Here is a 22222-nt window from a genome sequence, read left to right as displayed (position 1 = left end):
AGCATGCATCGATGACGACATTCCGCAGTCGGGTAAGGGGCGTGGTGATCTCGACCGCGCTCGGGGATGCCATGGGAGCCCCGGTCGAGAAGCTGACTTATGACGAGATCAAATTGAAATACGGACGCGTAGAGTCCATCATGACGAGATGGCATAAGATGGATCTGCCCGAGGATGTCCGGCTAGGCCGGGTCAGAGGAGACGGCATCGTCACCGACGATACGCTGATGACCATCGCCCTGATCAACGTGTATCATGCCGAGGGCCGGCATCTGGATGCCTACGATATGGGGAACGAGTTCGTGAAGGAGATCGCCTTCCGCAAAACGTTCGTTCCGGAGCTGAACCGCGAGACCTATATCATGGAGCGGCTCTTCTATCCGGAAAAGCATATCTTCCTGCGCCATGTGCTGGCGAACTGCGAGCCGCGCGAAGGCGGCCTCGGCAATATGGTCAACTGCGGGGCGGCGATGTACATCGCCCCGATCGGGGTCGTCAACGCCGGCAACCCAAAGGCGGCCTACGACGAGGCGATCCTGTTCGCGATGGGGCATCAGAGCAGCTACGGCCTCGAGGCGGCAGGAGTGCTTGCCGCCTGCGTCGCCAAGGCGTTCGAGCCCGGAGCGACAGCGGATGCGATCGTGGAGACGGCGCTCTCCCTGGCGAAGGACGGCACGAAGGCGGCGATTGCCGAATTGACGGCCGCCGCCCGCGACCTGCGCTCCCGCAGGGACGACAGGGACGCGGTCATCGCCGTGCTGCACCGGATCATGGCGAAATACTCGCCGATGGGCGACGATGTCAGCCGCCATATCGACAAGGTCGGCATTCCAAGCAATCACTACACCCCCAACCGTCTCTGGTCGATCGAGGAGCTGCCGCTTGCGCTCGCCTTCATCGTCCTGAACGACGGGGACTACTACCGTTCCATTCTGGACGGCATCAACTCCGGACGGGATACGGATTCCATCGGGGTCATGGCCGGCGTCATTGTCGGCGCCATGCACGGCTCCGAGGTCATCTCGCCGGAGGATATCCGGCAGCTGGACGCCGTCAACCGTCTTGATCTGATGGACATCGCCGACCGGTTCAGCGCGACGGCATCGCGGATCATTCAGGACGATCTCTATGCCTGGGAAGCCAGGCGGGAGATGCTGGCGGGCATCCAGGGAGACGGGAAGGAGGAGAGGCCATGATGCCGAAAAACTACGTCGAGACGGTCTATGCGGGCTTCATCGGGATGAATGTCGGCATCAGGCTGGGAGCTCCGATCGAGCCTGTCGCCTGGACATACGAGCGCATTCGGGATGTATACGGGGATATCAGGAATTACGTGAAAAGCTACAACACCTTCGCTGCGGACGACGATGCCAATGGACCGGTCTTCTTCGTCCGGGCTTTGTACGACGATGCGGATGGACGCGAGCTCACGCCCGAGGATGTCGGCAAGGCTTGGCTGAACTATGCCCGGGAAGGCATCGGCATGTTCTGGTGGGGCGGCGAGGACATCAGCACGGAGCACCGCGCTTACCTCAACCTGCGCAAGGGCATTCCCGCCCCCCGCTCAGGCTCGATCGAGGTGAACGGCCTGGAAATGGCCGAGCAGATCGGCGGCCAGATCTTCATCGATTCTTGGGGACTGCTCTTTCCCGGCAATCCGGAGAAGGCGGCGGAATACGCGGAGAAGGCAGCCAGCGTCTCGCATGACGGCAACGGCCTGTATGGAGCCCGCTTCATGGCGGCTTGCATCGCCAAGGCGTTCGAGGCGTCCAGCGTGCAGGCGGTCATTGCCGAAGGGCTTCGCCACATTCCCGGGGACTCCACGTATGCCCGAGTCGTGAATGCCGTCCTGGACTTCCACGAGGGGCGTCCCGGCGATTGGCAGGCATGCCGCCAATACCTGGAGGAACATTGGGGCTACGACAAATACACGGGCGTATGCCATATCATTCCGAATGCCGGCGTCTGCGTGCTTGCCCTGCTATACGGCGAAGGAGATTTTGCGCGCACGGTGGAGATCGCCTCCATGTGCGGCTGGGATACGGACTGCAACGCCGGCAATGTCGGCACCATTCTCGGCGTTTACTCCGGACTGGCCGGCATCCCGGACCATTACCGGAAGCCGATCAACGATTTCATCGTCGCCTCCAGCGTGTCGGGCTATCTCAACCTGGTCGACTTTCCGACCTTCGCCAGAGAGCTGGCGCTGCTCGGCTATCGGGTCAACGGCGAGGAGGCTCCCCGGAGGCTGAAGGAAAGCTTCAAGCCGGGCGAGGTGTTCTTCGATTTCGATCTGCCGGGGTCGACGCATGGCTTCCGCACGAGCAACGGCTTCAAGACGCCGGTCGTCCGCCATTCCGCCTTGCGGAGCCGGGACGGCAGCCGCGGCTCGCTGGAGGTCGTCTTCGACCGCCTCGTAACCGGCGACAGCAGCAAAATCTACTGGAAGCCGTTCTACCGGCGGGCGGAATTCAACGACGAGAAGTACAAGCCGGTGTTCTCGCCGCTGGCCTGCGTCGGGCAGAGAGTCAGCGCGGCCATCTATGCCGACCAATGGGAAGGCGAGCCGATCGTCCTTACTCCCTATGTCCGGAATACGTTCACGCAAAAGGACATTCTCTTGGAGCCGATCAAGCCGGCGAACGGGCAATGGAGCGAGCTTTCATTTGTCATTCCCGATACGGACGGCGCGCTGCTCGACGAGATCGGCTGGATTCTGGAAAGCCCGTCGCCGCTGGCGGAGCGCGCGATCGGAAGCTTGTTTCTAGGACGATTCCGTATTGAGGGACCCGTTTCGTACACGATTGATTTCGCCAAGCAGGCCAAGGAGTTCGGCTCCATCACGCCCTTCTCCCATCACCGGGGCAAGTGGGAGCTGGACGGCGGCGCGATGGTATGCAGGTCGGAGAGCGACGCCGCTTCGTTCTCGGGCAATTATTACGAGCGGGACATGGCCGTCGAGGCGACGGTCCAGCCGCTGGAGGGAACAAGCCATCTTCTGATCGCCCGGGCACAGGGCGTCATGCGGCACTATCTGGCCGGCTTCGACGGACCTGGGACGGTATCGTTCATCAAGCAGGATTTCGGGACGACGCGCCTCATTACGGCCAAGTACGACTGGAAGCCGGGCAAGGAATACCGCTTCAAGCTGACCGCCGAGGGAGATGCCTTCACGCTCGGGATCAATGGGGAGAACGTGCTGGAATGCCGGGATCCGTCCTTCGGTCACGGCATGTTCGGCTTCGGCTGCCTGGAGGGAGGAGTCAGCGGAATCAAGGATGTTGCGGTGCGGTCGCTTCCGGACGGAGAGAGGGCATGATGCCGGATCAGGAAGGCAAGCGCATCTTCGTCGTCGGAAGCATCAACATGGACGTCGTCAGCAAGGTGGACCGCTTCCCGCAGCCGGGCGAAACGGTGTCCGGCCTCGGAACTTCGTTCTTTCCCGGAGGCAAGGGAGCCAACCAGGCGGCGGCCGCCGCCAAGGCCGGAGCGGCATGCTCCATGATCGGCGCCGTCGGCAGCGATCCCTTCGGCGACGCCTTGGTGCATTCGCTGGAGGACTCCGGCGTCGGCGTGCAGTCCGTCCTGACCAAGGAAGGGACGTCGGGTCTCGCCGTCATCACCGTGAGTGCAGACGGGGAAAATCATATCGTCCTGTCGGAAGGCGCCAACGGAATGCTGACAGCGGATGATGCCGCCGCCGAGACGGACTGGGGCGGAGTCTACGCGGTGCTGCTGCAAAATGAAATCCCATGGGAGACGAGCAAGGCGGTTATCCGGTCGGCAAGCGAGGCGGGTGTCCGCGTCTGGCTCAATCCCGCTCCGGCACGGGAAGTGCCGGCCGAGCTGCTGCCGCTGCTGGACACGCTTATCGTCAACGAGACGGAGGCTTCGGCAGTGAGCGGAATTCAGGTCGCACATATCGGGTCGGCTGAAGCTGCAGCCTCCGAACTGCTGTCCCGAGGCGCGGGAAGGGTCGTCGTCACGCTCGGAGAGCAGGGCTGCTTGTGCGCAGAGTCTTCCGGAGACCGTTGTGCCGTGCCTGCTTACAAGGTCGAGGCGGCCGATACGACCGCAGCGGGCGACACCTTCATCGGCGCATTCGCGGCTGCCTGCGCGCAAGGATCGGAATCCCGGGAGGCGCTCCGGTTCGCGGCGGCTGCCGCAGCGATTGCCGTTACGCGCCATGGAGCCCAGTCCTCGATTCCGTCCAAGGATGAGATCGAGGCGTTCATGGCAGGGGAACTGGCCGGAGAATAACAGGACTGCGATTTGCCTGCCGGAGTTTCCGGGCAGTCAGACACAGCCGGAGGATGTTCCTTCGGCTGATTGCTGTTCGGTCATTCCCGGGGAATGAGCCGGAAAAGCCGTCTCGACCTGCTTCCTTCGGAATTCCAGGTTTCAAGTCCGCACCCTCAGGAAGCTCCGTTTGAGCTTCGTCCTCCGCAGCTGCGCCAGGCCGATCCTGCCCTGCAAGGGAGACGAGCCTGCACCCGTCTCTGCGGCTCAGACGGTTTGACGATAATTCCGTGAATATCGCCAAGGCAAAGGCGCAACCTAGAAGAGGCCATTTCATACGAACGCCACGGGAGGAGGGGCAGCATCATGGAAATACAGGCAGCTTTTACGTCGCCGGAGGGAATCCGGGAAGCGCTCCGCAAGCTGGAGATGCTCCGCGCGGCGGAAATCCGCGAAGGCGAGGACGGCATCCTCACCGCCGTCGTGGACGACAGCCGGGCCGGCCAGGCGCTGGCGGTCATCTCCGGAGCCGGGGGCACGGTGGAGCAATAAGCGCCGCCCGGCAGGAGCTTGCAAGCTGTGACGCCGATGTGAAGCCGATGCATCTTCGGCACCGGTGCAAGGCTTGCGGCCGGATCGCGACTGCCGGGCCGCCAGCCTTCGAAAAAACAGCCCGGAAGCGGAAGGCTTCCGGGCTGTTTGGATTGCTTTTCGAGGCAAGGCGTGCCGCATTCTGTCGAATTTGAAGCTGCATGAGACTGCACGATCCCGCTATCCGTTCAAAAAGACCGGCAGCCGCCGCAGTCCGAACATCAGGTTGCTCTCGATCCTCTCCAGCGGCACGGAGCGGTCGCGGCTGAACCGGGGATAGCGCTCAAGCAAGGTTTCCAGGACGATGCGGGATTCCAGCCGGGCAAGCTGGGCTCCAAGGCAGTAGTGGATGCCGCTGCCGAGCCCGACATGGGCATTGGGCGAGCGGCGGATGTCGAAGCGCTCCGGCTCCGGAAATGCCTTCTCGTCATGGTTGGCCGAGGCGATATAGAGGAAGACGGGATCGCCGGCTTTCATGGCCATTCCCCCGAGCTCGGTATCCCGCTTCACCGACCGGAACATCATCTGCACCGGCGAGAAGTAGCGGAACACCTCCTCGATGGCGGAAGGAATGAGCGTGCGGTCGGCAATCAGCTCCTCGCGTACTTCGGGCAGGCTGTCGAGGCACAGGAAGATCGAGGCGATCAGGTTGGTCGTCGTCTCGTTGCCGGCGACGAGCAGCAGGATGCAGAAGCCGATCAGCTCGATCTCGCTCAGCTGCTCTCCGTCTACCTTGGCATGGACGAGATTGCTGATGAGATCGTCCCGCGGCTCGAGCCTCCGCTCGGCGGCGACAGCCGAGAAGTAAGGGCTCATCTCGCGCTGGCATTGGACGTAGCGCTCTTGGTTCGTTCCGACCAGATCCTCCGACCATTGCTTGAAGCGGCTGAGGTCGCCCTCCGGGATGCCCAGCATGCGGGCGATGACGGAGATGGGCAGCGGGCTGGCCAGGTCTTCCAGGACATCGAAGACGGGCTTCGCTGCCGCCTTGTCGAGCAATTGTTCCGCGAGCTTGCGGATGGCGGGCTCCATCGATTCGATGACACGCGGAGTGAAGGCTTTGGACACGAGCATTCGAAGCTGGCGATGCTTCGGCGGATCCTGCCTGAGAATGCTGGAATCGATCGGGTCGTCCGGGTTGTGCTCTCCTTGGGAGGAGAAGCGCTCATAATCCGTAAAGGCGGTCTTGACCTCGTCGTAACCGAAAAGCCTCCAGCCGGTATAACCCTCCCCTTCGAATCGCTCCACGGGAGACCGGTGTCTCAGCTCTCTGAACCGGTCCAAAGGGATCAGCTGCGGTTCGTTCCATTCCACTCGATTCACCTCGCTAAGGATGCATGGTTGTCTGTCCGATGCTGCAAGACTGGATTCCGTCTTCGGGCAGCCGGCTTCGATTTCCATTTTAATCCTTATTCAGGCAGGTGGAAAGTCCAGCCTTTCCCGATCGGAGGTTTTGTGCCGCCTATCGCATCTGTTGTAGAATAGACGGGATAGCAAGCGAGGGGGCTTATGCGAAGATGAAATATCATGAACTTACGATCTCGACCACCGAGGAAGCGGTGGAGATGATTTCCAACTTTTTGCATGAACAGGGCGCAGGCGGAGTTTCCATCGAAGAATCCGGCTCCTTGAACAGGCGGCGCGACGAGTCGTTCGGCCAATGGTACGAGCTGCCGCTCAACGATATCGCCGAGGGAGACGCCGTCATCAAGGGCTACTTCAGCGAAGACGAGGACATGGACGCCCATGTGGCCGCCATCCGTCCCCGGATCGAGGAGCTGAAGGACTACGACATCAATCCCGGTACATACGAAATCGCCGTCGTCACGGTGGACGAGGACGACTGGGCGACGGCCTGGAAGCAGTATTTCAAGCCGATCCGGGTCACCGAAAGGCTGACGATCAAGCCGACCTGGGAGCCGTACGAGGGTTCCGGGGACGAGCGCATCATCGAGCTTGATCCCGGCATGGCATTCGGCACCGGCACCCATCCGACGACCTCCCTATGCCTGCGCGCGCTTGAATCGGCGATCCGCGAGGGGGACGAGGTCATCGACGTCGGCACCGGCTCCGGCATATTGGCCATCGGGGCCGTCCTGCTGGGCGCATCCAGCGTGCTGGCTGTCGATCTCGACCCGGTCGCTGTATCCAGCGCCAAGGAAAATGCCCGTCTGAACGGCATGGACGACGTCATCCAGGTGCTGCAAAGCGACCTGCTCGGCGTCATCAGCCGCAGTGCGGGAGAGGGCGCCGGCTGGAACGGCACCGCCAACGCGGCCGAGGACGAGGCCAGGGAGCAGCTGGCCGAAGCGATGGAGCAGGCCGGCCCGCTGCGGGTCGAGGCGCCTTGCGATCTGGTCGTTGCCAACATTCTCGCGGAGATCATCCTGCTGTTCATCGATGACGTCTACGAGGCGCTGAAGCCGGGCGGCATCTATATCGCGTCGGGCATCTACGAGAACAAGGAGCAGGCCGTCGAAGCCGGGCTTCTGGCATCCGGCTTCGAGATCGTCGACCGCGTCCGCGAGGACAAATGGATCGCCTTCGTGGCCGCCAAGCCAGAAGGGGAGCGGTAAGCCATGGAGGGGTTGGACAATCTTCTCGCTTACCCTGTCGCCGAGCTTCCCTTTGTCCTGCTTGTCCTGATCATCGCCTTTACTCTCCACGAGTTCGCCCATGCCTACTCGGCGTACAAATTCGGAGACGACACCGCCTACAAGCAGGGCCGGGTTACGCTCAATCCGGCTTCCCATATCGATTTTTTCGGCATGTTCCTGATCCTGATCGCGGGCTTCGGCTGGGCCAAGCCGGTGCCGGTCATGAGCTCCCGCTTCAAGCGGCCGCGGCTGATGAGCATCGTCGTCTCCCTTGTCGGACCGCTCAGCAACCTTCTGCTGATGGCGATCGGAGTGTTCATCGTGTCGGCTCTCAATTTCTCGGGCATTCTGAATGACACGCCTCTGCGCTACATCGATGCCCTGAACGTTTTCTTCAAATATTTCATCTATCTGAACGGCATGCTGTTCCTGTTCAACCTGATTCCGCTGCCTCCGCTGGACGGCTACCGGATTCTGTACGAGCTGCTGCCTCGCCGCTCTCGGATTCTGCTGGATCAGTATTCTCAGTGGGGAGTCCTGGTTTTCCTGCTGCTCGTGTTCATACCGGCGCTTAGCAATGCGACCATTCGTCCCTATCTGGCTCTGGTCGGCGATCTGCACTTGTTTTTCCTTCGCCTCTTCACGCCCTTGTTCTTTGGATAAATTCAAGTCCGCGCTTCCATGGCGCGGGCTTTTTTTATGCCGCCGTGCGGCCGGGATCCGTGGGGCCGAATAGATTTCCCGCCTCAAAACGTGTATGATGGAGGATGACTTTTAAAAACAGGAGTTTGGCCCACTATGCAGCGTTACTTTATAACGCCGGAGCAGTTCGGCGACAACGGCGTCACCTTAAGCGGCGAGGACGCCCATCATATCGCGAGAGTCATGCGGATGAAACCGGGAGACGAGATCATCGCCAGCGACGGCGCGCAGCGTGAAGCCCGCATCGTCCTGACGGATGTCGATCCGTCCCTAGTCAGAGGCGACATCGCCGAAAGGCTTCCGATGGACCGGGAGCCGCTCTGGCAGGTCACGGTCGCCCAAGGCCTTCCGAAGGGCGACAAGATGGAGCTTGTCATCCAGAAGGGAACGGAGATCGGAGCGGCCGGATTTCTGCCGTTCCAGTGCGAGCGGATGGTCGTCCAGTACGACGCCCGCAAGGAAGCCAAGCGGCTGGAGCGCTGGGGCAGGATCGCCAAGGAAGCGGCGGAGCAGGCCCATCGCAGCCGGCTGCCGGCCGTCCATGAGGTCCATGCCTGGAAAGAGCTGCTGGCGGCTTTTGCCGATTACGACCTCGTGCTGTTCTGCTATGAAGCGGAAGGACATGAGCCGGGCGGGCTGACCGGTCTTGCGGACCGCATCAGGCAAGCCCGCGAGGCGGGCAGGCTGACGGCGGACAAGGCGCACCGGCTGCTGCTGGTCGTCGGTCCCGAAGGCGGCTTCTCTCCGCGCGAAGCGGAAGCGGCGGCGGCGGCGGGCGCGTTGGCGGCCGGGCTCGGGCGCAGAATTTTAAGAGCGGAGACGGCACCTCTGGCAGGCTTGGCCTGCCTGATGTACGAATCCGGCGAAATGGGAGGAAGATGAAGAAGATGCCATCGGTCGCACTCTACACCTTGGGCTGCAAAGTCAACTTTTACGATACCGAAGCCATCTGGCAGCTGTTCAAGAATGAAGGGTACGAGCAGGTCGACTTCGACACGACGACGGCCGACGTATACCTCATCAATACATGCCACGTGACGAACACGGGGGACAAGAAAAGCCGGCAGATCATCCGCCGCGCCATCCGCCGCAATCCCGAGGCGGTCATCGCCGTGACGGGATGTTACGCGCAGACGTCCCCGGCCGAGATTCTGGACATTCCGGGCGTGGATCTCGTCATCGGAACGCAGGACCGCGACAAGCTGATGGACTATATCCGTCAGGTGCAGGACGAGCGCACGCCGGTCAACGCCGTGCGCAACATTATGAAGACGCGCGAGTTCGAGGAGCTGGACGTGCCCGACTTCGCGGACCGCACCCGCGCGTTTCTGAAAATCCAGGAAGGCTGCAACAACTTCTGCACCTTCTGCATTATTCCGTGGTCGCGGGGGCTGTCCCGCAGCCGTGATCCCAAGAGCGTCGTGGAGCAGGCCCGCAGCCTGGTCGCGTCCGGCTTCAAGGAAATCGTCCTGACCGGCATCCATACCGGAGGCTACGGCGACGATTTGGACAACTACAAGCTGTCCGACCTGCTGTGGGATCTGGACAAGGTGGACGGTCTCGAGCGCATCCGCATCAGCTCGATCGAGGCGAGCCAGATCGACGAGGACATGATCGAAGTGCTCAACAAATCCTCCAAGATGTGCCGCCATCTCCATGTTCCGCTGCAGGCCGGCGACGATACCGTGCTGAAGCGCATGCGCCGCAAGTACACGACCGAAGAGTTCGCGGCGACGATCAAGCGCCTGCATGAAGCGATGCCGGGCGTGGCGATCACGACGGACGTCATCGTCGGGTTCCCGGGCGAGAGTCAGGAGCAGTTCGAGGCGGGCTACCGGTACATGAAGGAGCTTGGCTTCTCCGAAATGCATGTGTTCCCTTATTCCAAACGGACCGGCACTCCTGCCGCGCGCATGGAAGACCAGGTCGACGAGGAAATCAAAAACGAGCGCGTCCATAAGCTGATCGACCTGTCGGAATCTCTCCAGCTGGCTTATGCGGAAAAGCACGTCGGCCATGTCCTGGAGGTCATTCCGGAGCGCGAGCACAAAGGCTCGGCGGGAGCGGGACTGATCATGGGCTACTCGGACAACTACATCCAGGTCGTATTCGAAGGCTCCGAAGCGCTTGTCGGCAAGCTGTGCCGCGTGCGGATCACGGAAGCCGGAGTCAACGAGAGCCGCGGAGTTCTTGTCAGCGTCCAGGAAGAAGCGCCGAGCCTGACGGAAAAAGCCGGAGCCTGATCAGGCTCCGGCGGCGGACTCATCGTGGACAACGGAAATCATTATCGGGAGGATAAGGAGCGCATGAAGGAAATTTCAGCAGGCGGGGTCGTGTACAGACGGACGCCGGAAAATGGGCTGCAAATTCAACTGATCCAGGACCGTTACGGCAAAGTATCCCTTCCCAAAGGGAAAATGGAGCCCGGAGAAACGGTGGAGCAAACCGCCCTGCGCGAAATCGTCGAAGAAACGGGGATGGAAGGCCGCATCATCGAGCCGATCGCCCAGATCAAATACCAGTACCGCCACGAGACGAAAGGCGTCGTGGACAAGGAAGTCCACTATTACCTCGTGGAAGCGACGGGCGGTACTCTTCATGCCCAGGTGGAGGAAATACGCGGCGTCGACTGGTTCGAGCCCGAGGAGGCATGGCGCAAGCAGCGCCAATCCGGCTACGACAACAACGATCGGATCGTCGCGGGCGCGCTCCGGCTGCTCGGCCTAAGCGCCGAAGAGACGGATCGCTAAAGCGTTGCCCGACCTAAGCGGCGAAGAAGCGGATTGCCGAGTCGGACGGCGAAAAAACGGATTTCCGAGCCGGACTGACCGGTCTAAGCGCCGAAGAAGCGGATTGCCGAGTCGGACGGCTGGTCTAAGCGGCAAAGAAGCGAGTCGCTGAGGCGCCGCTCTCGGGAGTTCCCGGCTGACAGCTTTCAAGCGGCCAGACAGGCAGAGGCAAGAAGCCCCGTCCCTACTATTTAGGGGCGGGGCTCTTGTTCGGAATGCGGAGCCGCGGAATGTAGCAGAGCGGCAGCACGATCAGCGAGCAGAGGACGTTGAACAGCGTCTGGGCATGGGCGAGCTGCGAAGCGGGGCCGCCGCCGAACCAGGCGGAGGCGGCGGCTAGCCAGCCCGTGAAGGGCAGGAACAGCAGCGCTCCGCCGACATTGAGCGCGACGTGGAACCAGGCCACCTTGGCTCCTGCCCGGGTGCCGCCGATGGAGGCGAGCACGGCGGTGAGGCAGGTGCCGACGTTGGCTCCGAGCACGATGGCGACGCCCAGCTCCATGGGAAGCACGCCCGATGCGGCGAGGGTCATCGCCATTCCGATGACGGCGGCGCTGCTGTGGACGGCCGCGGTCAAGGCTGCCCCTGCCAGCAGTCCCCAGAGAAGGCTGTCCCCCGACCGGTCCATGAACCAGTGGAAGAATAGGCTGTTCTGAACGGCGTCGCCGATCGATTTCATGACGGCGATGCCGGAGAGAATAAGAGCGAAGCCGCCCAGGACGAGCGAAGCGCTGCGCAGAGGGCGAAGCCAGCGCTGCCTGCGAAGGCCTGCCGAGGAGCTCATTTCGCCGAGCAGGGCGGTCAGCAGCCATCCGGCCAGGGCGAGCAGCAGCAGCGGGCCGGCGAGCCGGTCCAGATCAAGGCCGATCAGCTCGGTCGTCAGGCAGGTGCCGATGTTGGTGCCGAGCACGATTCCGATCGTTCGGGGAAAGGCCATGACGCCGGCGTTGACCATGCCGATGGCGATGACGGTGACGGCGGTGCTGCTTTGCAGCACCGCGCTCGCCGCGGCGCCGGTCAGGAGGCCGTGCAGAGGCGTGCGTGTGAAGCGCTCGATTGCAGCTTGAAGCCAGCGTCCGGCTGCGCGGTGGAGCGCCGCTTCCATCAGCTTCATGCCGAGCATGAAGACGGCGAAGCCGAACGCGGCCGGAAGCACAATGGCAGTGAGCATGATGAAGGTCTCCTTTTTGTGCGGCGATTCCGGGAAGCTCCTGGACCAGCAGCTGCCGTTGGACGGGCAGTAGCGGCAGGGTGGATCTATCCCACATTTATTTAAGATGAATTGTAGAAGCAACAAGCCAGCGAAGCAGATGGAAGGGTCTGGAGGAACAGGACACAGGGTGCGTGCTATGAAGCGCTTTTCTCCGAAGACGTTAGCGCGCCTTTAAACCCCGATTTCCCTATCCTAATCTATGATTCGCAGCGGACAAGAATGACAAGCAGGCCGAACCGTGACGGTCTGCCTGGACAATGGAAGGATGATAGCGTGAGCAGAGCCAAGGCTGTATTGGTCAAGAAAAAAACGAGAAGGCTGGAGCAGGGGCATCCCTGGGTCTACGCCGGAGAAGTCGAGCGGATGGAGGGCGAGGCGGAGCCGGGAGCGATGGTGGACGTGCACGCCTCGAACGGCAGGTATATCGCCTCGGGATACTGGAATCCCCAGTCGCAGATCCGCGTGAGAATCGTTTCCCGTCAGCCAGAGCAGGAGCTGGATCAGGCTTTCTTTGAGGAGAAGTTCAGCCGCGCCAAGGAGTACCGGGAGCGCTTCGTTGCGGATGCGGACTGCCGACTCGTCTATGGAGAGGCCGATTATGTGCCCGGACTTGTCGTCGACCGGTTCGCGGACGTTCTCGTCGTCCAGATTCTGACTCTTGGGCTGGATCTGAAGCGCGAAGCCATCGTCGCCGCGCTCGTCGAAGTATTCCGTCCGCGAGGCATCTATGAGCGCAGCGACGTCGGCGTGCGGCGCCTCGAAGGCTTGGAGGAGCGGACGGGCGTCCTTTACGGCGATTGCCCATCCATCGTGGAAATTACGGAGAACGGCCTTCTCATGGAGGTCGATATCGCCCAGGGGCAAAAGACGGGCTATTTCTACGATCAGCGGGAGAACCGGGCTGCCATCGAGCCTCTCATGAAAGGCTGGGGCAAGCGCAGCGGCATCACGCTTCAGCCGCGTCCAGTGGACGAGCTGCCTGAGGAAGCGCGGCTGGCCGCGCCGGCATCCGGTCCATCGGCCTCCGAGCCCGGCACCGTGCTCGTTCCGGTCAACAAAAGCGGCAAAGCCGTCACCTACCCGCTTTGGGACGGGGCGACCGTGCTGGAATGTTTTGCCCACACCGGCAGCTTCACGCTGCATGCCTGCAAATACGGGGCTAAAAAAGTCACCTGCCTGGACGTCTCCGAGCATGCGATCGATACGGCCAAGCGCAATGTGGAACGGAACGGCTTCACCGACCGGGTTGAATTCGTCGTGGACGACGCGTTCCAATATTTGCGCCAGCAGGTGAAGGGACTGGAGGAGCGGACGGCGCGCGCCTCCGGAGGGAAGGCCGTCGACACGTCCAAGAAGCTGGGAGGGGAAGGGCGGACCTGGGATGTGGTCGTTCTCGATCCTCCGGCTTTCGCCAAGACGAAAGGCGCGGTCGAGGGCGCATGCCGAGGCTACAAGGATATCAACCTGCACGGCATGAAGCTTGTCAACGAGGGCGGTTATCTCGTCACGGCGAGCTGCTCCTACCATATGAAGCCGGAGCTGTTCCTGGAGACGATCCTCGAAGCGGCGGCGGATGCGGGCAAGTCGCTCAAGCTGGTGGAATGGAGGGCGGCGGGCAAGGACCACCCGCAGCTGCTCGGCGTTGCGGAAGGGCATTACTTGAAGTTTGCGATTTTCGAGGTCCATAGCTTGTAGATCTTGGGATCATCGAATTTTGCAGGTTGCAGGTTCTGACAAAGCTTGCTTTCCGGGCATGCGATCAACGAGGGCTGCTTTTTGCAGCAAGGCGGCGCCGCAGGCGCCGCCTTTTTGCGCGGAATGGATCGGATGGTTTTCACCCGCGAAGGGAGAGTCCGTTCCGGCGGCGCGATTTCAGCTTCTCCATAGGGCTGGAATGGGTACATTTGCAGCTTCCGCAGGGGTTGTCTTTGAGGATGGCTAATGCTACTGTATAAGAACATATGTTCATTGATAGAGTCATAGCGTGATAGAATCCGAAGGCGCGGGGACGGCCGGATCGCCCGGCGTTCGCGACATAGAAAGGAAGCGGTAAGCGGTGAAATTCCTACATACGGCAGACTGGCATCTCGGCAAGCTCGTTCAGGGAGTCTATATGACGGAGGACCAGCGGCATGTCCTGGAGCAGCTTGTGCGCGCGGTGGAAGAGGAGCGGCCGGATGCCGTCGTCATCGCCGGCGATCTGTACGACCGCGCCGTGCCGCCTACCGAGGCGGTGGAGCTGCTCGACGAGACGCTTTACCGCCTCGTCATCGAGCTGGACACGCCCGTGCTCGCCATCTCCGGCAATCATGACAGTCCGGACCGGATCAGCTTCGGCACCCGCATGATGTCCCGCCGGGGCTTGCATCTCGCCGGGGCGCTGAAGGCGGACAGCGGGCCCGTCGTCCTGTCCGACGAGCATGGCGAGGTCCATTTCCATCTGGTTCCTTACGCCGATCCCGCGATGGTTCGCCATGCCTTCGGGAACGACGACATCCGCACCCACGACGACGCCATGAAGGCGATCACGGACCGCATCAAGGCTGAAATGGAGCCTCAGGCTCGCCATGTATTGGTGGGGCATGCGTTCGTCACTCCCGGCGGCGTGCCGGAGGCGAACACAAGCGAATCGGAGCGGCCGCTCTCGATCGGAGGGGCGGAGCATGTCAAGGCGGAATATTTCCGCCCGTTCCATTACACGGCGCTCGGCCATTTGCATCAGGCCCATTGGGTGGAAAGGGAGAACGTCCGCTACGCGGGTTCGCCGCTCAAATACTCGGTGTCCGAGGAGCACCACCGCAAAGGCTTTTTCCTCGTTGAGCTCGACGGAGCGGGACAGGCTTCCGCCGGCTTCCGGCCGCTGTACGCCCGCCGGGACATGCGGAGGGTGGCGGCTTCTATCCGCGAGATCGAGCAGAGCCACGAGCCGAGCGGGGATTATGTGTTCGTTACGCTGCTGGACGAGAATCCGGTTCTTTTTCCGATGGAGAAGGTCCGTTCCGTCTACCCTAACGCTCTCCATGTCGAGAGGAGGCCGGCCGCAGGCCTGCTTCCGCCGGAGCCTGGGGATGGACCGGAAGGGGCGAAAGCCCGCCGCGACCGCGATCCGGTCGATCTGTTCGATGCCTTTTACCGTGAAGTGAAGGGCGCCGAGCTCAGCAAGGAAAAGAGAGAGCTGTTCGGGCGGGTCTATGCCGAAGTGCTGCAGGAAGAGGGGGCGGGGCGATGAGGCCGATCAGACTGGTTTTGACTGCTTTCGGGCCCTACCGGAACGGGGAAGCGATCGATTTCGAGCCGCTGCGCGAGCGCGGCCTGTTCGTCATCTCCGGACAGACGGGAGCGGGCAAGACGACGGTGTTCGATGCGGTCTGTTATGCGCTCTACGGCACCGCGAGCGGCGAGGACCGGGCGGAGGCGAGGATGCTCCGGAGCCACTTCGCAGGGGACGATACGCCGACGTCGGTGGAGCTCGTATTTGCCGCACGAGGCCGCAAGTACCGGGTATTCAGGCAGATGCCCCATCGCAAGGCCGGCAACAAGAGCGAGACGGGCGGCAAGGCGGAGCTGTACGAGCTTACCGCCGAAGGCGAGGCGCCTCTGACGGACCGCTTTCATATCAAGGAGGTCGACGCCAAGCTGGAGGAGATCGTCGGCCTCAGCCGCGACCAGTTCATCCAGATCGTCATGCTGCCGCAAGGGGAGTTCCGCAAGCTTTTGACCTCCGACACCGAGAACAAGGAAGAAATTTTGCGCCGCCTGTTCCAGACGGGGCTTTACCGCAGCCTGGAGGAAAGCTTCGCAAGGCGCAGCCGCGAGCTGCGGGAGGCGGCCAAGGACAACCGTCAGCGGCTGCTGTATATGAGCGAGCAGGTGCGCGCGAGTCTTCCTGTCCGGGAAGGAAGCCGCCTGGAAGAGCTGCTGGCGCAAGAGCATGCGGCTCCTTCGCGCCTGATGGAAGGGCTGGAGGAGGAAGCCGTTTATTTCGGCAGCCTGGCAACGGGGCTGGAGCGTGAGCGGCTGGAAGCGGAAGCCGCTTATGAAGCGCAGCGGACGAAGCTCGCGGAGGCTTCCCGCCTCAATGCGAGGCTGGACGAGCTGGAGGCGGCGGAGGCGACGGCGGCGAAGCTGGAAGGCCGCGGCGGCGAGATGGCGGAGCTGGAGGCGAAGCTGGAGCGGGCGGAGAGAGCGGCCAGGCTGGCGCCGTACGAGGAGCAGTCGCGGCGTGCGGCTGCCGAGGCGGAGTCCGTGGAGCGGAGGCGTGTCGAAGCATCCGCCGCAGCCGCAGCCGCGGAAGCGGAGCATAGGGCCGCGTCGGAGGCGGCCGAGGCCGAGGAGGCGCGCGAGCCCGAGCGGCGCGAGGCGGCGATGGAGCTGCAGAAGCTGCGCGAGCTTCTGCCGGCGGTGCGCACGCTCGGCGAGCGCCGGGCGGAGCTGGCGAAGCAGCGCGCGGAGGAGGCGAGGCTTGGCCGCGAAGCGGAGCGGCTTGCCTCCGAGCTGGAGCAGGAGCGCATCCAGCGCCGCGCGCAGGCCGACGTGATGAGCGCGCTGGAGCTTGATGCGGAGCGTCTGCCTCAGATGCAGGAGCGGCGCGCTTTCATGCAGGAGAAATACAAGCTGCTGAAGCTGATGGCCGATACCGAGCGGCTCGCGGCGGAGCTGGAACGCGAGCAGGCGGATCATGAATCAGCCGCGAAGCGGCTGCGGCTCGATGCGGAAGAGCTGGAGCTGCGCTGGATCGAAGGGCAGGCGGGCAGGCTTGCGGCGCATCTGCATGACGGTCGGCCATGCCCGGTATGCGGCAGCGCGGAGCATCCCGCTCCCGCTTCCGCCGCGGACGGCGGCGTAAGCCGCGAGCAGCTGCAGGAAGCCAAGGAGAGGCTGCTCCATGTCGAAAGAGAGCTCAGCGCCGCAGCCGCGCAAGCGGCTGCGGCCCGAGGCCGCGGCCAGGAAGCTTGGCAACAGGCGGATGCGCTCGGAATCGGCCATGACCGGCTCGACCTGCAGCTGCAGGAGGCTTTGACCGAGGGGCTCGGCCTCAAGGCGGAATGCGAGAGGCTGGCAGCGCTGCAGACGCAGCGGCAGGAGCTCCGTGAGGCGCTCGCTGCCCGCGACCGCCGTCTGGAAGAGCTGCAGGCGTCCAAGGAGAGGCTGCTGCAGAAGCTGCAGCCGCTGGCGCTGGACATAGCCGCCCGGAGCTCCCGCCTGGATGCGGAGCTCGAAGCTGTGCCGGAGCCGCTGCGCGACGCGGCGGAGCTCGAGAAGATGGCGGCCGAGCTGGAGGCGCGCTGCGCCAGGATGGACAGCTTGCTGAAGGCGGCGCGGGAGCGGCTGGCTGGAGGCTCGTCCCGGCTTGCCGAGGCGCGCGCCCGCCTGGAGCAGTTGGCCGTGCAGGCCGAAGAAGCGGCCGCAGCCGGCAAAGACGCCGCGGAGCGTCTCCGCCTCGAGCTGGAGGCGGCGGGCTTCGCTTCCGGCGCCGAGTACCTGGAGGCAAGGCTGGACGAGGAGCTGCGCAAGCAGGGGGCGCGCGTCCTCGGAGCGTACCGGACGGAGCTTGCCGCGCAGCGGCGGCTTGTCGCCGAGCTGCGCAAGGAGCTGGAGGGATGCGTGCGCGGCGATGCGGCGGAGCTGGCCGCCGAAGCGGATCGCCTCAAGGCGGTCCGCGAGGAGGCGGACAACCGCTGGCGCCGCTGCAGGCAGCTCGCGGAGACCGCCTCCTCTCTCAAGGCGGCGGTCGGCGAGGCATCGCTCCGGTTCGAGGATTCGGAGCGGGCGCTGGAGGAAGTGGCCGATCTGCACGAGATGCTCAAGGGCGACAATGCGCTGAAGATGTCCTTCGAGCGGTATATCCTCATCGAGTTTCTGGAGCAGATTCTGTACGCCGCCAACGAACGGCTGCGGGTGCTGTCGAGCGGACAGTTCATGCTGGAGCGCAGCGGCCGGCTCGAGGCGAGAGGGCGTCAAAGCGGCCTCGGCCTCGACGTCTACGACAGCTACACAGGCCAGAACCGGGACGTGAAATCCCTCTCGGGCGGCGAGAAGTTCAACGCCTCCCTGGCGCTCGCTCTCGGCATGACGGATGTCATCCAGGCCCATCGGGGAGGGGTCTCCATCGAGATGATGTTCATCGACGAAGGCTTCGGCTCGCTGGACGAGGAATCGCTCGGAAGGGCGATCGCAGCTCTGGCGGACCTGCAGCGGGCGGGCAGGATGATCGGCGTCATCTCCCACGTCCAGGAGCTCAAGGACGCGTTCCCGGCCGTGCTGGAAGTGAGCAAGACGAAGGAAGGGCACAGCCGGACGAGGCTGGTGCTCAAGTAGCTCGGCAGCGGCAGCTATGGCTGCTCACATATCGCTCGGCCGCGGCAGCTATGGCTGCAGGCGCGAATACAGCCGTACAAGGAGGTTCGGCCCATGGGGCTTCGCATCATAACAGGAAGAGCGGGTACCGGCAAGACTTCGGCCTGCCTGGACGAAATCCGGGCGCTGCTGGCCGATGATCCCGGAGGACCGCCGCTGATCCTGCTGACTCCGGAGCAAGCGACGTTCCAGACGGAATACGCTCTGCTCGGCAGCGGCTCGATCCGCTCGAGCCTGCGCGCCCAGGTGCTCAGCTTCCGCAGGCTGGCGCTGCGCGTCATGCAGGAGACGGGCGGGGCGGCGATCATCCCGGTCGGCGAGAACGGCAAGAACATGCTTCTCCACAAAATTGTCCATCGGCTGTCCTCCGACCTGCTGCTGTTCCGGGGAGGCACGGACCAGCAAGGCTTCATCGGCAAGCTCGGCGAGCTGCTGACGGAGTGGAAGCGGTACGGAATCCGTCCCGCCGACATCGAGGCGAGGCTTGGAGACGGGCCGAAGAGCGGCCCTGCCTCGCTGCTCTCGCGCAAGCTGCATGATCTGTCCCTGATTTACGGCGCCTTGGACGGAGAGCTTGCCGGGCTGTATATGGACGACGAGGATCATCTGCTCCATCTCGCGGAAGGCTTCGGAGACTGCGGCTCCCTGCGCGGAGCGCGGATCTGGGTGGACGGCTTCAACGGCTTCACGCCGAACGAGCTGTCTGCCCTCGGATCCATGCTGCGGCATGCGGAGCAGGTGACGGTAACCCTTTGCCTGGACAGGCCTTATGACGACGGCGTCCGTCCGCATGAGCTCGATCTCTTTCATCCGGCGGCGGATACGTATATCCGGCTTCGCGCTTTGAGCGAGGAGCTGTCGGTTCCGATCGATCCGGCAGCCGCATTGCCTGCCGATGCGCCGCCGCGATATGAGCGGGCCGGCATGCTGGCCCATCTGGAGAAGAACTTCGGCTGGTGGAGCCCGATGCCGAATCTCGAATCGGCCGGGGCTGCCGATGCCGTCGTCCTGACGGCAGCCGCGAACCGCAGGGCGGAAGTCGAGGCGGCCGCGAGGCAGATGCTCCGGCTGACGCGGGAGAAGGGCGCGCGCTGGCGGGAAATGGCGGTCGTCGTGCGGCAAAGCGCGGAATACAACGATGCCATCCATAACGTATTTACGGACTACGGCATTCCCTTCTTCATGGATCAGAGCAAGGACGTCCTCCATCATCCATTGTCCGAATTCATTCGCTCCGCTCTGGAGACGGTCCTGTACGGCTGGAAGCATGAAGCGGTTTTCCGCTGCGTCAAGACGGAGATGCTGTTTCCCGAGGACGGCAGGATGGACCGCGAGCGCTACGACCGGCTGGAAAACTACGTTCTTGCCGCCGGCATCGAGGGACGGCAGTGGAAAAGCCCCAAGGGCTGGAAGCCTCTCCTGCGCGGCGGAGTGGAGGACGAGCCGGCGGAGGCTGATGCCCGCAGGGTGGCGGAATTCGAGGATCTGCTGAAGGCGCGCAAGGAGCTTGTTTCGCCTCTGGCGAGGCTCGAGCGGGCGATTGCCAAGGCGGGGACGATACGGGGCATGTGCGAGGCTCTGTTCGATTTCCTGGACCGGTCTGGAGCCGCATCCAGGCTGGAGCGGCGCAGCGAGAGCGATTTGGCCGAAGGAAGGCCGGGCTCCGCCCGCATCCACCGGCAGCTGTGGGACGGCGTCATGAACTTGCTGGATCAGCTGGTGGAGATGGCGGGAGAAGAGGAGGTGCCGGCGGACTTGTTCGCCGGCATGGTCGAGACGGGACTGGAGAGCCTCAAGCTGTCCGCCGTGCCGCCTTCCCTGGATCAGGTCGTCGTGGGAACGATGGATCGGACGCGGACGGGAGATGTCCGGTTCAGCTTTGTGCTCGGCGCGAGCGACGGCGTCCTGCCGATGCGCATGCAGGAAGACGGCGTGCTGACCGAGAGGGAGCGGGAATCGCTCGGCGACCTGGGGCTTGAGATGGCTCCCGGCATGAGAAGGAAGCTGCTCGATGAACGTTATTTGATCTACAGGGCGTTCCTGTCTCCTTCGGAAGGGCTCTGGGTCAGCTGGCCGCTAGCCGACGAGGAAGGCAAGGGCCTCTATCCTTCCGAATATGTCCGGCATTTGAGAAAGCTGTATCCTTGGCTGGAATCCCGTCCTGCGGCGGCCTTTCCGGAGAAGGACGAGGGAGAGCGGGAGCTGCTCGAGTACATGGAGCTGCCGCAGCGCACGCTCTCCTACCTGATGCCGAGAATCCGTTCCTGGATGGAAGGGGGAGAGCTTTCCGGCTTGTGGCGGGATGCGTACAATTGGTTCGCTGTCCGGCCGCAGTGGCAATCCAGGCTGCAGGCGATGCTGGATTCCTTGAGCTACGCCAACCAGGAGGCGGCGCTGACCAGGCGGACTGCGGACCGGCTGTACGGAAGCCGGCTGACGGCGAGCGTCACCCGGATGGAGAGGTTCGTCTCCTGCCCGTTCCAGCATTTTGCGATTCACGGCCTCGGGCTCAAGGAGCGCAAGCTGTACAAGCTTCAGGCGCCCGATATGGGCCAGCTGTTCCATGCGGCGCTCAGCCGAGTCGCCACGGAGCTGGGCGAAGGCTGGGGCAGGGCGGGCAGCGAGGAGATCAAGGCGATATCCGGGCGGGTCGTCGAGGAGCTGTCGCCCCGCCTGCAATCGGAAATTCTGCTCAGCAGCGGGCGCTACCGGTATATCGCCGGCAAGCTGAAGGACATCGTCAGCCGCGCCGCCGTCGTGCTGGGAGAGCATGCGCGCAGGGCGGAGTTCCAGCCGGTCGGGCTGGAAGTGGACTTCGGGCCGGACGGCACGCTGCCGCCGCTGGATATCGAGCTGCCCGACGGAGGCAGCATCCGCATCATCGGAAGGATCGACCGCGTCGACGCGGCCAGATCGGACAAGGGCCTGCTGCTGCGGGTGCTGGACTACAAGTCCAGCGCGACCCAGCTCCGCCTCGAGGAAGTCTCGCACGGCCTTTCGCTGCAGATGCTCACCTACCTGGACGTCCTGCTCACGCATGCCGAGAAATGGCTGGGCTCCGCTGCGCAGCCGGCGGGCGTCCTGTATTTCCACGTTCATAATCCCGTGCTCAGCGTTCCGTCGGGGCTTGAGCCGGACGAAGCGGCGGCGATGCTGCTCAAGCGCTTCAAGATGCGCGGACTGCTGCTCGACGACGCGGACACGGTGCGCATGATGGACGGCGCGATGGAAGGACGTTCCGACCTGCTTCCGGCGGGCTTCAAGAAAGACGGGACCTTCCTCAGCGATTCGGCTCTGGCGTCGGGAAGACAGTGGGAGCTGCTGCGCTCTTCGGTGCGGCGCACGATCGCGACGATCGGACAGTCGGTCAAGGACGGAGAGATCGCCATCCGTCCTTATCGCCTCGGTTCCAAGACGCCCTGCCAGTTCTGCTCGTACCGGCCGGTATGCCAGTTCGACCCGCTCAACGAGGCCAACGAGTACCTGAAGCTCGGGACTCCGGGCAAGGAAGAGGTGTGGCGGTCGCTCGAGGAGCTGGCGGAAGCCCAGGCGGAGCCGGCTTGCGCCGCGGATATGAATTCCGAACCCCTGCATATGGATCCTGCACCCGGGGATATGCAATCCGCACCCCGGGATATGGATCCCGCATCTCGGGACAGGGTATCCGGGGATATGAGCCCGTTGAAAGGAACGGCGGATCGGGATGAAAATGGAGATGGAAGGAGGAGTTGAAG

15 protein-coding genes are annotated in these 22222 nt (G+C 63.3%); 13 read left to right on the top strand and 2 right to left on the bottom strand.

All coding sequences use genetic code 11. From position 1 onward, the window contains the following. The first annotated feature begins 11 nt into the window (after positions 1–11). The 4 genes from VE23_RS07775 to VE23_RS07760 all read left to right on the top strand — a co-directional run bounded on the left by VE23_RS07775 (position 12) and on the right by VE23_RS07760 (position 4791). A complete protein-coding gene (locus VE23_RS07775; protein WP_049867696.1) occupies positions 12–1196 on the top strand; it encodes an ADP-ribosylglycohydrolase family protein in 1185 nt (394 codons plus the stop codon). Further along, on the top strand, positions 1193–3319 hold the full coding sequence (locus tag VE23_RS07770) for an ADP-ribosylglycohydrolase family protein (RefSeq protein WP_049867695.1): 2127 nt from the start codon (positions 1193–1195) through the stop codon (positions 3317–3319). Before VE23_RS07775 ends, VE23_RS07770 begins: the two co-directional genes overlap by 4 nt. Next, positions 3316–4260, top strand: a complete 945-nt coding sequence (rbsK, locus tag VE23_RS07765) for a ribokinase (RefSeq protein ID WP_232316826.1) — start codon at positions 3316–3318, stop codon at positions 4258–4260. The genes VE23_RS07770 and rbsK overlap by 4 nt, the downstream gene beginning before the upstream one ends. A gap of 345 nt (positions 4261–4605) precedes the next feature. Beyond that, entirely contained in the window at positions 4606–4791 is a 186-nt protein-coding gene (locus VE23_RS07760) for a hypothetical protein (protein ID WP_048746687.1), read from the top strand. A 219-nt stretch (positions 4792–5010) separates the two neighbouring features. On the opposite strand, the gene VE23_RS07755 is transcribed toward VE23_RS07760, so the two are convergent. After that, positions 5011–6144 carry a cytochrome P450 gene (locus tag VE23_RS07755; RefSeq protein ID WP_049867693.1) on the bottom strand — a complete coding sequence of 378 codons (1134 nt, stop codon included), beginning with the start codon at positions 6142–6144 and terminating at the stop codon, positions 5011–5013. Positions 6145–6347: 203 nt separating this feature from the next. On the opposite strand from VE23_RS07755, the gene prmA reads away from it, so the two are divergent. From prmA to VE23_RS07730, 5 genes are all read left to right on the top strand, one after another. Continuing rightward, complete coding sequence (gene prmA, locus VE23_RS07750) at positions 6348–7406, top strand: 50S ribosomal protein L11 methyltransferase (RefSeq protein ID WP_049867692.1); 1059 nt, start codon at positions 6348–6350, stop codon at positions 7404–7406. 3 nt (positions 7407–7409) lie between these two features. Next, a complete protein-coding gene (locus VE23_RS07745) occupies positions 7410–8090 on the top strand; it encodes a site-2 protease family protein (RefSeq protein ID WP_021882391.1) in 681 nt (226 codons plus the stop codon). Between the two features lie 135 nt (positions 8091–8225). Beyond that, positions 8226–9011 carry an RsmE family RNA methyltransferase gene (locus VE23_RS07740; RefSeq protein ID WP_049867691.1) on the top strand — a complete coding sequence of 262 codons (786 nt, stop codon included), beginning with the start codon at positions 8226–8228 and terminating at the stop codon, positions 9009–9011. A gap of 5 nt (positions 9012–9016) precedes the next feature. After that, positions 9017–10372 carry a tRNA (N(6)-L-threonylcarbamoyladenosine(37)-C(2))-methylthiotransferase MtaB gene (gene mtaB / locus VE23_RS07735; RefSeq protein ID WP_048749517.1) on the top strand — a complete coding sequence of 452 codons (1356 nt, stop codon included), beginning with the start codon at positions 9017–9019 and terminating at the stop codon, positions 10370–10372. Positions 10373–10435: 63 nt separating this feature from the next. Continuing rightward, entirely contained in the window at positions 10436–10879 is a 444-nt protein-coding gene (locus tag VE23_RS07730; RefSeq protein WP_048749514.1) for an NUDIX hydrolase, read from the top strand. A 226-nt stretch (positions 10880–11105) separates the two neighbouring features. Here the strand turns inward: VE23_RS07730 and VE23_RS07725 are convergent, their stop codons facing one another. Then, positions 11106–12089, bottom strand: coding sequence for a Na/Pi cotransporter family protein (locus tag VE23_RS07725; protein ID WP_048749512.1), 984 nt, complete (start codon positions 12087–12089; stop codon positions 11106–11108). 315 nt (positions 12090–12404) lie between these two features. Here VE23_RS07725 and VE23_RS07720 point away from each other — a divergent pair, with 315 nt between their 5' ends. The 4 genes from VE23_RS07720 to addB all read left to right on the top strand — a co-directional run bounded on the left by VE23_RS07720 (position 12405) and on the right by addB (position 22220). Further along, positions 12405–13826, top strand: a complete 1422-nt coding sequence (locus VE23_RS07720; RefSeq protein WP_048749509.1) for a class I SAM-dependent rRNA methyltransferase — start codon at positions 12405–12407, stop codon at positions 13824–13826. Positions 13827–14187: 361 nt separating this feature from the next. Further along, positions 14188–15360 (top strand): exonuclease SbcCD subunit D, encoded by a 1173-nt coding sequence (locus tag VE23_RS07715; protein WP_048749508.1) that lies wholly within the window; start codon positions 14188–14190, stop codon positions 15358–15360. After that, the gene (locus VE23_RS07710; RefSeq protein WP_049867690.1) at positions 15357–18449 is read left to right on the top strand and encodes an AAA family ATPase; all 3093 of its coding nucleotides are present in this window, start codon (positions 15357–15359) and stop codon (positions 18447–18449) included. The genes VE23_RS07715 and VE23_RS07710 overlap by 4 nt, the downstream gene beginning before the upstream one ends. 93 nt (positions 18450–18542) lie before the next feature. Next, entirely contained in the window at positions 18543–22220 is a 3678-nt protein-coding gene (gene addB, locus VE23_RS07705) for a helicase-exonuclease AddAB subunit AddB (protein ID WP_069202440.1), read from the top strand. Positions 22221–22222: the final 2 nt, after the last annotated feature.

This window comes from Paenibacillus sp. D9 (assembly GCF_001188365.1).
GTDB classification, from domain to species: Bacteria; Bacillota; Bacilli; order Paenibacillales; family Paenibacillaceae; genus Paenibacillus_O; species Paenibacillus_O humicus.
Note: the sequence above shows the minus strand (reverse complement) of the source record. Positions and strands in the feature narration are given on the sequence as shown.

Bases quoted from the DNA above. Each gene is read 5' to 3' on its own strand.
- VE23_RS07725 (WP_048749512.1), bottom strand. From the start codon at position 12,089: ATGCTCACTGCCATTGTGCTTCCGGCCGCGTTCGGCTTCGCCGTCTTC.
- prmA (WP_049867692.1), top strand. From the start codon at position 6,348: ATGAAATATCATGAACTTACGATCTCGACCACCGAGGAAGCGGTGGAG.
- VE23_RS07740 (WP_049867691.1), top strand. From the start codon at position 8,226: ATGCAGCGTTACTTTATAACGCCGGAGCAGTTCGGCGACAACGGCGTC.
- rbsK (WP_232316826.1), top strand. From the start codon at position 3,316: ATGATGCCGGATCAGGAAGGCAAGCGCATCTTCGTCGTCGGAAGCATC.
- VE23_RS07730 (WP_048749514.1), top strand. From the start codon at position 10,436: ATGAAGGAAATTTCAGCAGGCGGGGTCGTGTACAGACGGACGCCGGAA.
- VE23_RS07770 (WP_049867695.1), top strand. From the start codon at position 1,193: ATGATGCCGAAAAACTACGTCGAGACGGTCTATGCGGGCTTCATCGGG.
- VE23_RS07775 (WP_049867696.1), top strand. From the start codon at position 12: ATGACGACATTCCGCAGTCGGGTAAGGGGCGTGGTGATCTCGACCGCG.
- mtaB (WP_048749517.1), top strand. From the start codon at position 9,017: ATGCCATCGGTCGCACTCTACACCTTGGGCTGCAAAGTCAACTTTTAC.
- VE23_RS07710 (WP_049867690.1), top strand. From the start codon at position 15,357: ATGAGGCCGATCAGACTGGTTTTGACTGCTTTCGGGCCCTACCGGAAC.
- VE23_RS07760 (WP_048746687.1), top strand. From the start codon at position 4,606: ATGGAAATACAGGCAGCTTTTACGTCGCCGGAGGGAATCCGGGAAGCG.
- VE23_RS07745 (WP_021882391.1), top strand. From the start codon at position 7,410: ATGGAGGGGTTGGACAATCTTCTCGCTTACCCTGTCGCCGAGCTTCCC.
- addB (WP_069202440.1), top strand. From the start codon at position 18,543: ATGGGGCTTCGCATCATAACAGGAAGAGCGGGTACCGGCAAGACTTCG.